Raw genomic sequence first — 13,659 nt, 5'->3', positions numbered from 1 at the left:
GTTCGAGATATTAAGACGTTCTGAACAAAGAATTTCACAAGAACTAATTAAGATGATTCCCTGCTACAAATCGACTAAGCTGGTTATTGATAAAATATTAGCTGCATCATTGTTGGTATTGCTGTCTCCTCTATTGCTCCTATTGAGCATATTGGTTTATGTGGATCAAAAGGACATTTTCTTTTCACAAAAAAGACCTGGACTCTTAGAAGAACCATTTCTGCTTCTGAAATTTAAAACCATGCGAGATGGAATTGCTGATGATTATGAGAGAATTACTGTTATTGGCCAGTGGCTTCGAAAGTATTCCCTGGATGAACTACCTCAATTGTGGAACGTACTGAAAGGAGAAATGAGTCTGATCGGCCCAAGGCCGTATCTGATGGAATATATCGGTCTCTATTCTGATGAACATAAGCAAAGACACTGGGTAATGCCCGGTATAACTGGCTTGTCACAGGTTGAGGGTGGCAACGAGTTGGCCTGGAAAGAGAAATTGGATTTGGATGTCTATTATGTGCAGCACATGAGCTTTTGGCTGGATCTTAAAATAGTATTAAAAACAATTCTATTACTGGTCAGTGGAGAACGAAAGCATCATTCAGACACACAATTTCTTGGATATCAGGAAAAAACGAGCTAATCCTTGAGCAAAGAACGAATTTATCTGTCTCCTCCTCATCAGACCGGTGATGAACTTGATGCCCTTCAAAAAGTGCTATCCACAAATTGGTTGGCTCCTATGGGCCCCGATCTCCTGCGTTTTGAACAGGCGATCTGTGAAGTAACAGGCTTTAAACATGCAGTAGCTACTTCTTCAGGTACAGCCGCCCTTCATTTGGGACTCAATATTATGGGAGTAGAGCAAGAACAGGACGTCCTATCCAGTAATATGACATTTGTTGGTGCTGTTAATCCGATCATATACCAAAGTGCAAAGCCAATATTTATTGATTCTGAATCAAAATCCTGGAATCTGGATATTAAAAAGGTGAGAGACTATTTAGAAGGTAATAGTAAAAAAATTGGAGCCATGGTTTCCACTCACCTTTATGGCATGCCCGCCGACGTAATAGCACTGGAAAAACTGGGAAGGGCATTTAATGTACCCATATTGCATGACTTGGCAGAGTGCTTGACAGGAAGAGTAAATCAAAAACGAATCGGAGAATTAGTTGACCGGGGGGTACTTTCTTTCAATGGCAACAAGCTGATCACAACTTCAGGAGGCGGGGCTTTTGTAACCAACATCAAGGAAGAGGCCGACCGGGCTTTGTATCTGGCCACACAGGCCAAGTCCAATGCAAGTGGCTATCATCATGAAGACATTGGGTACAATTATAGAATGAGTAATGTACTAGCCGCTTTAGGATGTGCTCAATTATTAAGTCTGGAAGAAAGAGTAAAAAGCAAGAAAAAAATATTTGAAGCTTACCGATCTGAATTATTGCCATTAGGGTTTGAGTTTCAAGAAGAGCCCGCGGGAATCAGTTCAGATAGATGGCTGACATGCGTTTTGACTAATTCTGAGATGGCTACAAATATTGAACGTGTTGTACAACGTATGGAACAATACCATATTGAAGTCAGACCACTTTGGAAACCAATGCATCTGCAGCCTGTTTTTAGAGGAGAAAAGGTAGTTGGAGGCAAGGTATCCGAGAATTTATTCTCTAGAGGCCTTTGCCTGCCCTCAGGTTGCGGACTAACTGAGGCTCAGCAGGCTCGTGTGATTAACCTGCTAAAGTCTTTAGTTTAAGATAGTTAATTTTCTGGAAATCGATGATCCCAAATAAAATCAGTAGTGTCTAGGTGTTGAACTTTTGACTCAAAATCAGGATGCGTCTTATTCAATATGAAATTATTCTCCTGAGAAATTATTGCTGAGGGAATTTTTAACAACAGCGACTGTTTGGATTCATACCAAGAACTTCCAAGTTGCTGTGTATAGGGGTAGCTAGATAGTTCCTGCCAATTTACAGGAAGGGATTCAGAGGAAACGTTTGTAATGCCAGCTGCCGGTTCGATCTTAATATGCATAATACAATAGGTACCAGCCGGTTTAATTCCAGCACTGTGAGCTAGTAGCTCCAGAGCGCAAAGAGAGATACTGCCGGAAGCGTATATTACATGCTGTTCATTTTTGTTCCATCGGTTCGCACGACCCGAGCTCATCAATTGATCGGCAAACTCCTCTTTTGTAATACGGTAGACGGTCATACATTGTCTCCATATTCAATGGCACTCAAACGACCATCCACATGAAGAATACCGCTAATGGTGTTCAGAAAACTAATCGGAGCATCGTTATCAAAGAAATAATTTGTTTTCTCTAACCACTGATTGAATTTTTCTTTGGTGCCAAATACAGCAATTCCATGCTTGAATAGAGACAATAAAGCAACAACATGTTCTTGTACATATGGTTTAATGGGCATAGGTGCAAGTTTGTAGGATCTAAATGTCTTGGTATTCATATTCAGGGTGGTAGAAAGCAAATCATCCTTTAGTCCGGAAAGGTCCTTAAGCATGGTAATGTGGCCAGAATTTATATTTTGCTTCCTTATGGCGTATAAAATGTCAGGCTCAGAAACGACAGAAGGTAGACTGTCCGTGCTTTTATATGTTTTTTTCTTGCCCATATCCAAAGGTATACATTTTAGAAGAAAAAGAGTAAAATTACCTCAAAAAAAAGTACTTTTTACTTTTTTGAATTGACTTAGTCATATGCAGAAGGCTTGCCTAAGATTTTTTCTTTACGTCGTCTTCCATTTTTTCCTTTAAAAAGGTCTTGCGGAAGGTAAAGCTCAATATTTAAATTGATTAAAAAATATCCATCATTCTTTCCATTGCCGCGCTTAGCGCCGGGCACAAAACTGTCATAGGCGGCCTGATTAATTTCTGGTACCTCATCTTTCCTGTTGCTGAGCGATGCCTCAATAGATCCGTCGTTGAATGGTCCTGCAAATCTACCGTTCACATCGTCTAAATGCCCTGTGAAGGTAAATCTATAACCCATATCCATAGATAGGTTTAGAAATTCGTTCAAGGCTGCCTTTACTCCCAGGTTGACAGGAATAATCCAGCTGGAGTTGCTATATGATTCTGTCTCGGTACCCAAAGATCTCAGATCATAGGTCGTAGTGATATCATTGATATCTGTATGATCAGCTTTAGGGTTGTAATAGGTCTTACCAAATCCAACCGCTAGATACGGTTCGTAGGTTCGTCTTTTGTGGTATTTTCCTCGATATTTTAGAAAGTAATAGACGCCCTGGACCTGCCACTCTAGGTTCTTTGAATGAAAAGACAGATTTCTTTGTCGATTGAAAGAGCTGTCGGCTGCATTCTCGTCAGATCCTTCGAGTTTGTATTGTGCAAATTGCACACGCGCCCCAATGCGTGAATATAATCTGGCCTCAATACCTACATTGTAATGTGATAGGCCATCAGTAAAAGGGCTGCCATTAGCGAGGTCGCCAATGTACCCGGTCCAACCCGTACCAGCATAAATGGAAAAATAGCGATCGTGCAATTGCCACCCCAAAAAACTCTGCGAATGGCTAAGCTTTGCACTTACTATTAAAAAGGAAAGAAGAATTATTCTTTTAAACATATACACCTCTGCAATGCAGTAAATTTAATGCAATCAATGAAAAGATAACGGTCTGCTACAAGCATTATGCTATTAATCTCAAATTTCCTTGGTTAATTTTTTTTCAGGACCAGCGTAGTCATGCATCGCTGGTTGTCGACAATCACAGTCTTGACTGGCTCGATTTTGGCATATCCAAAATCTTGCAAAATAGTTTGAATTATTTCTTGTGTAATCAAGAATCGCTGACTGCCATCAGGCAGTTGAAATAACTGGTTGTCTAATTTAAGATGACCTGTAAGACCGATGTCCGAAGTCATACGAATAAACATTACACCTTCTTTTGCTAATACTCTGTCCAGCTCTTTGAACATTTGCCAGAAGTGTTCTTGAGATCTGGCGAAATGTAGAACGGCAGAGCAGATAAGGTAGTCAAACTGATCGTTTTGATAGGAAAGATGGGATAGTTCACCCACCTCAAACCGGTTTTTTGGACAATCAGGGAAACTTGAGCCGACTATGAATTGGAGCATTCTAATGGCATCGGGGTTTTGATCGATACCCCGGACATCAAATTCATTGTTCAAAAAATAAATAAGGTTTCTACCTTCCCCGCATCCTGCATCCAATATTTTGGACTTTTTATCGATATTGTTTTTTAGTATTTGATCCAGCAGGTACAAATCTATATTTCCCAAAAATTTATTCAACTGCTGTATAGTCATGAGAGGTGATTCTTGTTGTTGAGTATATCATGGCGAATTTATTAATTTAGCCACAGTATGAAAAAAGGACTTCTTTACTTTACGGCTTTGTTGCTTTTTGTTCTGCCAATACAATTATCTGCAGAAAAGACCAAACAGGCGCTTCGCGCACTTGACAAAGGTGACTTCGAAAAAGTGGAAGAGATTTTGACTAAGTCCATGAGAGAAGATAGTCTTAATCCCGCAACTGAATATGTATGGGCCCTGCTCTACTCAAATGAAGATTATCCGAAATATCATCTTGACACAGCCCATATATTTATTCAGTATGCATGTGAACATTTCAGACTTCAGGACGAAGATCATCTGGATGAACTCGATGATGCTGATTTGTACGAGTATGATCTGAAAAACAAAAAAATTGCCATCGACAGTCTGGCATTTGCACGTGCTACCTCTTTACATACAATCAAGGGTTATGAGCACTTTATTACCTATTATTTTGATGCGGCAGATTTTGCTGAAGCTGTTTCGATTAGGAATCAATTAGAATTTGAGGAGGTGCAGTCCGAACACACTTGGCAGGCTTACCGTGAGTTTATGAGCAAATTTCCCTTTGCCGCGCAATTTCCAAAGGCAAGAATACAGTATGACAAATTGGTATATGAAGCTAGAACTAAAACGGGTCGTATTGATGAGCTCGAAGAATTTCTAAAAGATGAGCCTAAGACACCGTATAGACATTCGATCGAAAAAAAAATATTTGAAGATTATGTCGGAGAATTGAATCCTGAGCGAATGATGGATTTTTTACACTCTTATAGCAATCCCGTATTTTCTTCAAGAACACTTAAAATGCTTTTTCATATCGACGGATTCGACTTTTCTTCAATAAGCGACCTTATTCAGGTTTCCGACAATTTTATGGATTCCGTCTCACAGTTGGAGGTTCTCAATAAGATGCCTTTGACGGTTACACTTAGGAATGATAGATTTCATTTTTTGGATTTAGAAGGAAACCAATTTTTGACTGATTCCTTTCAAAGTGTCAAAGACAAATACCGATGCGGTAATGTACTTGATGACCTGTTGGTGGTTCAATCTCAAAATAAGTCTCTTCTTCTTAACAGAAATGGTGCCATCGTTTTTGAGGGAAATTTTGATCAGGTCAATGATTTGGGTAGTGGTTTGCTGGCTATCACCGAAAACGGCAAAGTCGGCCTTATTCATAAATCCGGCTTTCGACTTCTACCTGCTGATTATGATGATCTCCTGGCTTTTCACAATGGGTTATTGGTATTTGAGCAGGAAGAGAATTTGGGAGTAATGGGTGTTACCGGCAACGAGTATGTCCGACCACAATATGATAACATCAGTATTAATGAATCATTTTGGGTGTTTGAAAAAAATGGCCTTTTTGGTGTCGCAAACATTAGCAAAATTAAGGCTGCCAAAGGCAATCTATTTTCGATAGAAATGCCATTTGAAGAAGTTGAGGTTATCAATAAAAAGTATATCATAGGTTTTGAAGATGATGCCGAGGTTCTGATCGACCATGACCGGCAAGTGCTAAGCCCTCCTTCCACCAAACGAATCAATACTCGCCATGAGACCTGGGTATTGGAACTGGCTGACGGTTACACCACTTTTGATCCCGAGTTGGGTAAGCTATCGTCCAATGTCTATCAAAATGTGACACAAAATATTGAATGGCTTGGACTAGCGAGAAATGACAAGTGGTTTGTCTACAATAAAAATATTTATGACGAACCAATTATAGGAGTGGATTCACTCAAATTGTTGGGAGAGGATATTGCAATTATTTTTAGAGGTTCTGCAGGTATGGCCATATTCCCGAATAAGAAACTGGTGGAGATAGTCGAAGACCAATATCTTAAATCTATTGGCCCAAAGCTTCAGACTGATACACACTACCTTGTAATCAGAGAAAAAGGAGAAAATATTCTCTTTAAAGATGGAGTTGAACAATTTAGGATCGTATGCGACGAGCTTGGATATATTTCAGATAGTGCATTTTATGTAAAGAAAAATGGAAGTTATGGTGCGGTCGGTTTAGATGGAAGATTGATCATGAGAATTCGATATGACGCGATTAGCCAGGCAGACAATGGTGTGGCACCTGTATTATATAGAGGGAAGTTCGGAGCGTATAATTTCTCAGATAGAATTCTGCTAAGAATGGACTATCAAGAGAAGCTAAAATCATATAATGCTGATCTGTTCATCGTAAATGCAGATGCGAAATATGGACTTTTGGATCGTTTCAATCAGGTTCGTGTAGTGCCTGAGTATGAAAAGATTGCCTATTGGTCTGACACGACTTTTTTGGGACAAAAGGATGGTCAATGGGCTATTGTCGATGTGAAAAGTAATGAAAGTGTTTTATCAGGAGTACATTACTATGAATATATTAAAGACTCACCAGATGAGAAAATACTACTTATTCGCAATGAAGACGGATATGGAATATATCATAGTGCAAAGGGAATTATCATACCAACAGTTTTTCACGACGTGATAAATCTGGGTAATGATGAGAAGCAGCTTTACTTTACAGAAACAGCCGTTTCTGAAGCAGGCATATATGTAGTAGTATATTATGATTCCGAAGGCAACAAGATTTCTTCAGAGGCCTATCGAAGTGATGTATATGAAAATTTAGTATGCGAAGATTAGTTGTTTTCTTTCACTGCTTGGATCACCTTTCCATACCATTCGTTAAAATCAAAATTTTTACGATTGTAAGTGACTCCAAGCCTGACAATGACTAGTTCCATCGATGGAATGATCATGATTCTCTGGCTATGAAACCCATTCAAGCTATAAGCATCTAAGGGTACATTAGTGAAGTTCCCTCCACTGTTGATCCAAAAGTGTCCGCCATACAGACGATCCGACCCGTCAGCAGGCTGTTGAACAAAAGAGACCCAATCTTTGGATAAAATTCGCTGACCCTCCCAAATTCCATTTTGCAAATACAATTGACCAATTTTGGACCAGTCTCTTGCTGTCGCCCAGGCATAAGACGAGCCCACAAACTCTCCAGTGGCGTCAGTTTCTATCCTCATGCTATACATACCTAGTCTACTAAATAAACTATCATATGGAAATCTTAGGTAATCGTTTTGAGAATCAAAAAACCTTCTCATCTGGCTTGATAAAACATTACTGGTTCCTGATGAGTAATTCCAGACAATACCAGGTTTAGATTCTACTGGTACGCTCAATGCATATTGACCAATGGCATCGCTATTGAATAGCATGGTAACTGCATCACTCAGGTCGGCGTAATCCTCCTTCCATCGAAGTCCGCTATTCATTTGAAGCAGGTTTTTCCAGGTAATTTTTGAGCGGTCATCTTGTGCCCATTCAGAAATACCTGTAGCGGAATCAATATTTACAATTCCTCGATCCGCCAGCATTCCAAATAGAGTGGATGTCAGGCTTTTGGTCATTGACCATCCGAGTAGAGGGGTATTAGCGTTGACCTCAGGTGCATATTGTTCACCTACAAGCTGACCTTTGTGAAGAACTACCACGGCTCTCGTATTTTTTGCAGGTTGTTCAGGATCGTCCTCTATAAATGCGCTGTTGATGGCAGCAGCCAATGCTTCGCTTGTAGGCTGAGTTCGGGTAGCAAACCAACCGGACAAACTATCATGAACTGTTTCATTCAGTTTGAAATCTGCCTTATAAGCTTCATCAGGTTTTAATTCAGATACAAGGGCACATCCAAGTTCATTTCGAAAGACAGCGGTTTTAGGATGCAAGCCAAAGACTGAAGCCGTTGCTGTTTTCTTTTCATGGTCAATTTTAAACTTAACCAGATTAAGTGGATTGAAATTAAGTTCCTTTTGGTAGATCGATTCTTCATCCAGATTGGCAATAAATGTGCACGAACAGGCCATCTTGGCGGCATAGCCGGACATGATTACCAGTTTAGGGTAATAGGTAAGCACGGCAGTTAAAAAAACACAAAAGGCAAACGCCAATAGAATCCATCTAAACTTTTTCATATCCTTGGATAATTCTTCATTCGAAACTTATTTACTTATATCCGGTTCATTAATTACTAACTTAGCATGAGATGCCTATATTATAAAGTGGTGAAGCTAGATTCCTTCAAAAAATCAAAATTCGTTTTGGCTACTTCTCCTTAAACCATGTGCACATCCGATCAGGCAGAATTCGGATTTCTTCTAAAAATTTTTGAAAATTACATTGAATTCGAACTGCACATGGCCGAGAAAAAAAAGACAGATTTAATTATTAAATTGGGCTTGCTTTAACATTAAAACAATGTCAAGATCAATCCTAATAATTGCAACATTATTGTTCGCAGCTTGCTCGAAAGACAGCGAGTCCCCAAAGATTACAAAGTTTACGGAAAGTTGGTACAATGTTGAAGAAATCAACTCCCAAACCTGGATTATGCAAGAAGGTCGTAGTCCTCAGGGCAATGTGAGCTACTTGGTCTCAGGTTCAGAACGAGCTATTATGTTCGACGCCGGTACTGGTGAAAACTTTGGACAAGACGGCAGTAGAATTCTATACAAAATCAAAGAAACGACAGACTTGCCGGTTACTTTACTACTTTCTCATTTTCATTTTGATCACAATCAAAATATAGCTGAATTTGAAAATGTTGCTTTTCCTGACTTGGATTTTTTGAGGCAGTCAGTAGATGAAAGTAACGTTTACCATTTTAGCAAAGAAGACCTTTTTGTGGGGACAAGTCCTGCTTCTGTACAAGTAGGAGAATGGCTGCCATTAGAAACTGATATCGATTTGGGCGACCGACTCATTCAACTTGTAAATCTACCCGGACATACAGATGAGTCTGTAATCATAATTGATCACGAGAACAAATTGGCCTTTTTAGGAGACTTTTTGTATAGCGGTGAGATTTATGTTTTTGATCCTCAGAATTTGCAAGTCTATGCAAATAGTATGGAGAAACTGATGACCTTGATAAATAATGAGTACGTCTTATATGGAGCCCATGGGGCCCCACAAGTTAGTTATCAGCATTTGCTAAACTCCCTGAGCCTATTGAATTGTATTTTAAACAGTGATTGTTTTACTGAATCGGGAACTTCTGTTTTTGGAAAGTCTGCTACCCGGTATCATTCGAAAGATGGAGCAACGACAGTACTTTTAGTTCATACAGATTAAATAATTCAAAACAGATTATCAGGTTTGTTGAATCCATTCTCATTAATCAATCCATTTGTCGCAGCGACAGTCGTACCAATCGTCCATGAATTCTTTATATTCTTTTAAGAATTGGTTGATAGCAGCAACACCAACCACTTTTTTATTTCCTTCGTGAATTTCGGGTTCGGAAAGTGAAGGGTCAATGATAATTTGATGTGCAACACACCACTCTTTGAGTTGGTTTTGCCATATCAGCTCTTCAGAAATGGAAGATGTAATATGAAGATCAATCATAGGACAAAAATACTTTGATAAATTTATGATTACCTAACAAACACAAGTTGACAATTGTTCAATTAAAATCTAGGTTTGCCAAAAAATAAGAATGGAGACAATTGAAATACCTGTACCTAAAGGTGTATTGGGTCTGATTTTTGACTTGGACGGAACAATTCTGGACTCAATGCCCTTGCACCATGATGGATACAATCATGCACTAGCTCCATACAATGTCTCTTATTCCAAGGAAGTATTCCTCAGTGGCGGTGGTATTCCTACAAAGGAAACACTATTGATGATAGCCAAAGAAAATGACATTAAGAATTTTGATGTAGAGGCAACCTTAGAGGCCAAGCGCTTATTTGTTGAAAATCATTTGGAACGCATCCAATTAATAGATCCGGTGTTTGACATCATGAGCGCATATCATGGGAAATTGCCTATGGCCATTGGTACCGGAAGCAATCGAAAAGTTGTCAACGAAATGTTCGAAAGGTTTCCATTAGTAGGGCAATACGTAAGTCATGTGGTAACAGCCACAGACGTAACTCATTTCAAACCTCACCCGGAGACATTTTTAAAATGTGCTGAACTTATCAATGTTAGGCCGGAAGATTGTGTTGTATTTGAAGACGGGAAGCCAGGCATGCAAGCAGCTCAAGCCGCTGGAATGAAGGTTATTGACGTGACCAAATATCTGTAGCTATAAAATATAAAAATAGATTAGACTTAAGACGAGGTCTTTTTGCCCTTATTTTTTCCATCTATCCACTTGCCATCTTTCACTTGACCCAAGTAGTTTACAATTTTACTTTTCTCGTATTGCTTAGTGGCAAATTCTATTTCGGCCATGCTGTTTCTGCGCAACTTAATGGCAGAACTAGAGCCTTTAGTTCTTAATTCAATATAGTACCCTTCTTTTAGCGCTACCGGTTTAGTTGCCGGTCTTCCTTTTTGCTTTTGCTCCATCGCTTATAATTCTAGTTTACATAAATAACCAACGTCATTTGATGGTTATTAGTTTCTTATGGAATATAACCCGATTTTTCTAATAATCGATGTTTTGTCCAATTCATTTCATTTTACATAGCAAAAAACGTACCTCAATGCTGATTTTTAATAATTTTTATTCGCGCAAATATTATGTTTAAAGTGGTTGACCTCTCACTACACTTTAAATTGCTATTATCATTTACTATATTCACGATCAATCTAAACATCTATCCAAATGAAAAATGTCACCACCCTCATATTTTTAAGTATACTCATTTTTAGCTGTGCACCAAAAGAAACGCAGGTCCAAACCAAGTCATCCCCAATGACGGATCGTGTAAATGAGTACGCAGAATACACGCTGACGGCGGATTTAAGCCGTTTATCTGACAATCAACGACAAATGATCCCATTACTCATTGAGGTCTCTGACATTATGGATGGACTCTTTTGGAAAGAAGCCTATGGAGACAAGGATGCCTTGCTTGATAATTTGGCAGATGAAGCAACCAGACAATTTGCAACTATCAATTATGGGCCCTGGGATAGACTCAGAGCAGACGAATCTTTTGTTGACGGGATTGGCGAAAAGTCAAAAGGAGCACAATATTATCCTGAAGATATGACAAAAGAGGAGTTTGATGCTTTTGAAAATCCTGACAAAACGAGTCTTTACACTTTGATAAAAAGGAATGAAGAAGGTCAGCTCTACACGGTACCGTTCAATACAGCCTTTGCTGATGAAGTAGAAAGAGCGGCACACCTGCTTCGACAGGCATCAGAATTGGCTGATGACGAAGGATTTAGTATATACCTTAGCTTACGCGCGGATGCCTTGCTTTCAGATCAGTATTTGGCGAGTGATTTGGCTTGGATGGAAATGAAATCCAATATGATCGATTTTGTGGTTGGCCCTATTGAGAACTATGAAGATAAACTCTACAACTACAAAGCTGCTCACGAGGCTTACGTACTGATAAAGGATATGGAATGGAGTGAAAGACTTACCAAGTTTGTCTCCTTTTTACCTGAACTTCAGGCCAACTTACCAGTGGAGGATCAGTATAAACAAGAGTCTCCTGGTACTGACTCCGATCTCAACGCATATGATGTAATTTATTATGCCGGGGATTGCAACGCTGGTAGTAAAACCATTGCGATCAACCTTCCAAATGACGAACGAGTCCAATTGGAGAAGGGGACGCGACGATTACAACTGAAAAATGCGATGCGAGCGAAATTTGACAAAATCATGGTACCCATCAATAATTTACTTATTGATGAATCGCAACGCAAACACGTGACATTCGATGCCTTTTTTTCCAATACCATGTTTCATGAGGTGGCTCATGGTTTGGGTATCAAAAATACTATAACAGATAAAGGTACAGTTAGGCAGGCATTGAAGGAACACGGATCGGCGCTTGAGGAGGGCAAAGCAGATATTTTAGGCCTTTATATGGTCACACAGTTGCAAGAGAAAGGTGAGATTGAAGGTGAATTGATGGACTACTACACTACTTTTTTGGCTGGTATTTTCAGGTCCGTGAGGTTCGGAGCAAGCAGCGCACATGGCAAGGCGAATATGATTAGATTCAATTATTTCAAGGAGAAAAATGCATTCAGCTATAATTCAGATAATGGAACATATAAAGTGAATTTTGATGAATTTCAGAATGCCATGAATTCTTTGTCAGAATTGATTCTCACCTTGCAAGGCGATGGTGATTATGAGGGGGTTGATGCACTCTTTATTGAAAAAGGGATAGTAGGAGAGCAGCTGCAGAGAGACTTGGACAGGGTTGGAGAGTCCGGTATCCCAAGAGATATTATTTTCCGACAGGGTGTTGAGGTACTAGGTCTTCAAGCTGACAACAGCTAGGCAACCTCTACCGGCATATTTACATTGGAATAGATGGAATTGGCTTGCTCTTAATTGGGCAAGCTATTTTTTTCTAAAAAAATCACCAAATGAAATTTATTTCCGGAACCTTACTTCTAATGATAATGATGGCTTGTCAATCCAACAAGACTCAGTCAGTCATTCAAACCAATGAAATATTGAATACTGATCAATCTCAAATCAGTTATTCGGACTGCGGGCAAGGCAAAATTACTTTGCTCTTTGTTCACGGATGGAATATCAACAAATCATATTGGTCTCAGCAGCAAGAGAGGTTTTGTGGCGATTATAGAGTAATAACATTGGATTTACCAGGCTTTGGTAATTCAAAGAACCTCATTGGAGATTATTCAATGACCTCTTATGGAAAAGATGTAAGCATGCTAATCGAACAGCTCGGTTTAAGGAATGTAGTTTTGATAGGACATTCAATGGGTGGACGCGTGATCCTTGAGACGGCACAGGCAAATGATCGAGTCATTGCCTTGGTGGGTGTCGACAATTTCAAAGAAGTAAGCCAGCAAATGACAGATGAACTAATGGCAGAAGTAAATGGGTTTATGGATTGGCTAAAAGTTGATTTTGTAACCAATTCACCAGCTTATGCAGATCAATATCTAATTCATTCAGAAACAGATAGTTCTGTCCGAAGAAGGATCTTGCATGATTATAGCAATGCTAATAAAGAATCTGCTATTTCTGCGATTGAGGCGTATCTAAGTTATGAGTTTCAAGAGAAAGATCAATTGTTCAAGCTAAGCATCCCGCTCTATCTTATTTCGAGTGATATGTCGCCGGTAGACACCCTTGGTTTGAAAAGTACAGGATTAGACAGCAAGGTATATGAAATGAACCAAACAGGTCATTTTCCTATGGTGGAGCAACCCGAAATATTCAATGAATATCTGTCCAATGCACTGATCGAAATCATGCAAACAATTGAGAATTAAACCGTATGCTTGCATGAATTAGTCCTATTAATTCTTTTTAAAATCTAACTGGTTATT

At 39.2% G+C, this 13,659-nt stretch carries 14 protein-coding genes; 7 read left to right on the top strand and 7 right to left on the bottom strand.

Annotated elements, in window-relative coordinates; genetic code table 11:
- The first annotated feature begins 52 nt into the window (after window positions 1-52).
- Both ABJD64_RS07255 and ABJD64_RS07250 read left to right on the top strand, forming a co-directional pair.
- A complete protein-coding gene (locus ABJD64_RS07255; protein ID WP_348180022.1) occupies window positions 53-643 on the top strand; it encodes a sugar transferase in 591 nt (196 codons plus the stop codon).
- Window positions 644-646: 3 nt separating this feature from the next.
- Window positions 647-1,759 (top strand): DegT/DnrJ/EryC1/StrS family aminotransferase, encoded by a 1,113-nt coding sequence (locus tag ABJD64_RS07250; protein WP_348180021.1) that lies wholly within the window; start codon window positions 647-649, stop codon window positions 1,757-1,759.
- Between the two features lie 5 nt (window positions 1,760-1,764).
- Here the strand turns inward: ABJD64_RS07250 and ABJD64_RS07245 are convergent, their stop codons facing one another.
- From ABJD64_RS07245 to ABJD64_RS07230, 4 genes are all read right to left on the bottom strand, one after another.
- Window positions 1,765-2,220 carry an RES family NAD+ phosphorylase gene (locus tag ABJD64_RS07245; protein ID WP_348180020.1) on the bottom strand — a complete coding sequence of 152 codons (456 nt, stop codon included), beginning with the start codon at window positions 2,218-2,220 and terminating at the stop codon, window positions 1,765-1,767.
- Window positions 2,217-2,642, bottom strand: coding sequence for an MbcA/ParS/Xre antitoxin family protein (locus tag ABJD64_RS07240; protein ID WP_348180019.1), 426 nt, complete (start codon window positions 2,640-2,642; stop codon window positions 2,217-2,219). Before ABJD64_RS07240 ends, ABJD64_RS07245 begins: the two co-directional genes overlap by 4 nt.
- 77 nt (window positions 2,643-2,719) lie before the next feature.
- Window positions 2,720-3,616, bottom strand: coding sequence for a DUF6089 family protein (locus ABJD64_RS07235; protein WP_348180018.1), 897 nt, complete (start codon window positions 3,614-3,616; stop codon window positions 2,720-2,722).
- Between the two features lie 92 nt (window positions 3,617-3,708).
- Complete coding sequence (locus tag ABJD64_RS07230; RefSeq protein WP_348180017.1) at window positions 3,709-4,320, bottom strand: class I SAM-dependent methyltransferase; 612 nt, start codon at window positions 4,318-4,320, stop codon at window positions 3,709-3,711.
- A 57-nt stretch (window positions 4,321-4,377) separates the two neighbouring features.
- Between ABJD64_RS07230 and ABJD64_RS07225 the strand changes: the two genes are divergently transcribed.
- A complete protein-coding gene (locus ABJD64_RS07225; RefSeq protein ID WP_348180016.1) occupies window positions 4,378-6,996 on the top strand; it encodes a WG repeat-containing protein in 2,619 nt (872 codons plus the stop codon).
- Here the strand turns inward: ABJD64_RS07225 and ABJD64_RS07220 are convergent.
- Window positions 6,993-8,336: a serine hydrolase gene (locus tag ABJD64_RS07220; RefSeq protein ID WP_348180014.1), complete on the bottom strand. Its 1,344-nt coding sequence runs from the start codon at window positions 8,334-8,336 to the stop codon at window positions 6,993-6,995. The two genes, ABJD64_RS07225 and ABJD64_RS07220, sit on opposite strands and share 4 nt — an antisense overlap.
- A 283-nt stretch (window positions 8,337-8,619) precedes the next feature.
- On the opposite strand from ABJD64_RS07220, the gene ABJD64_RS07215 reads away from it, so the two are divergent.
- Window positions 8,620-9,495 (top strand): MBL fold metallo-hydrolase, encoded by an 876-nt coding sequence (locus ABJD64_RS07215; protein ID WP_348180013.1) that lies wholly within the window; start codon window positions 8,620-8,622, stop codon window positions 9,493-9,495.
- Window positions 9,496-9,537: 42 nt separating this feature from the next.
- Here ABJD64_RS07215 and ABJD64_RS07210 read toward each other — a convergent pair whose 3' ends face one another.
- Complete coding sequence (locus tag ABJD64_RS07210) at window positions 9,538-9,771, bottom strand: hypothetical protein (RefSeq protein ID WP_348180012.1); 234 nt, start codon at window positions 9,769-9,771, stop codon at window positions 9,538-9,540.
- Window positions 9,772-9,862: 91 nt separating this feature from the next.
- Between ABJD64_RS07210 and ABJD64_RS07205 the strand changes: the two genes are divergently transcribed.
- Window positions 9,863-10,459 (top strand): HAD-IA family hydrolase, encoded by a 597-nt coding sequence (locus ABJD64_RS07205; RefSeq protein ID WP_348180011.1) that lies wholly within the window; start codon window positions 9,863-9,865, stop codon window positions 10,457-10,459.
- A gap of 26 nt (window positions 10,460-10,485) precedes the next feature.
- Here ABJD64_RS07205 and ABJD64_RS07200 read toward each other — a convergent pair whose 3' ends face one another.
- A complete protein-coding gene (locus tag ABJD64_RS07200; protein WP_348180010.1) occupies window positions 10,486-10,725 on the bottom strand; it encodes a hypothetical protein in 240 nt (79 codons plus the stop codon).
- Window positions 10,726-10,984: 259 nt separating this feature from the next.
- On the opposite strand from ABJD64_RS07200, the gene ABJD64_RS07195 reads away from it, so the two are divergent.
- Window positions 10,985-12,631 carry a Zn-dependent hydrolase gene (locus tag ABJD64_RS07195; RefSeq protein WP_348180009.1) on the top strand — a complete coding sequence of 549 codons (1,647 nt, stop codon included), beginning with the start codon at window positions 10,985-10,987 and terminating at the stop codon, window positions 12,629-12,631.
- An 89-nt stretch (window positions 12,632-12,720) separates the two neighbouring features.
- The gene (locus ABJD64_RS07190) at window positions 12,721-13,602 is read left to right on the top strand and encodes an alpha/beta hydrolase (RefSeq protein WP_348180007.1); all 882 of its coding nucleotides are present in this window, start codon (window positions 12,721-12,723) and stop codon (window positions 13,600-13,602) included.
- Window positions 13,603-13,659 lie beyond the last annotated feature (57 nt).

Origin of the sequence: Reichenbachiella sp., assembly GCF_039944555.1 — a bacterium.
Classification (GTDB): Bacteria; Bacteroidota; Bacteroidia; order Cytophagales; family Cyclobacteriaceae; genus Reichenbachiella.
Note: the sequence above shows the minus strand (reverse complement) of the source record. Positions and strands in the feature narration are given on the sequence as shown.

Excerpts from the sequence above, each read along its gene's own strand:
- ABJD64_RS07255 (WP_348180022.1), top strand. The coding sequence starts at position 53 with ATGATTCCCTGCTACAAATCGACTAAGCTGGTTATTGATAAAATATTA.
- ABJD64_RS07245 (WP_348180020.1), bottom strand. The coding sequence starts at position 2,220 with ATGACCGTCTACCGTATTACAAAAGAGGAGTTTGCCGATCAATTGATG.
- ABJD64_RS07240 (WP_348180019.1), bottom strand. The coding sequence starts at position 2,642 with ATGGGCAAGAAAAAAACATATAAAAGCACGGACAGTCTACCTTCTGTC.
- ABJD64_RS07235 (WP_348180018.1), bottom strand. The coding sequence starts at position 3,616 with ATGTTTAAAAGAATAATTCTTCTTTCCTTTTTAATAGTAAGTGCAAAG.
- ABJD64_RS07230 (WP_348180017.1), bottom strand. The coding sequence starts at position 4,320 with ATGACTATACAGCAGTTGAATAAATTTTTGGGAAATATAGATTTGTAC.
- ABJD64_RS07225 (WP_348180016.1), top strand. The coding sequence starts at position 4,378 with ATGAAAAAAGGACTTCTTTACTTTACGGCTTTGTTGCTTTTTGTTCTG.
- ABJD64_RS07220 (WP_348180014.1), bottom strand. The coding sequence starts at position 8,336 with ATGAAAAAGTTTAGATGGATTCTATTGGCGTTTGCCTTTTGTGTTTTT.
- ABJD64_RS07215 (WP_348180013.1), top strand. The coding sequence starts at position 8,620 with ATGTCAAGATCAATCCTAATAATTGCAACATTATTGTTCGCAGCTTGC.
- ABJD64_RS07210 (WP_348180012.1), bottom strand. The coding sequence starts at position 9,771 with ATGATTGATCTTCATATTACATCTTCCATTTCTGAAGAGCTGATATGG.
- ABJD64_RS07205 (WP_348180011.1), top strand. The coding sequence starts at position 9,863 with ATGGAGACAATTGAAATACCTGTACCTAAAGGTGTATTGGGTCTGATT.
- ABJD64_RS07200 (WP_348180010.1), bottom strand. The coding sequence starts at position 10,725 with ATGGAGCAAAAGCAAAAAGGAAGACCGGCAACTAAACCGGTAGCGCTA.
- ABJD64_RS07195 (WP_348180009.1), top strand. The coding sequence starts at position 10,985 with ATGAAAAATGTCACCACCCTCATATTTTTAAGTATACTCATTTTTAGC.
- ABJD64_RS07190 (WP_348180007.1), top strand. The coding sequence starts at position 12,721 with ATGAAATTTATTTCCGGAACCTTACTTCTAATGATAATGATGGCTTGT.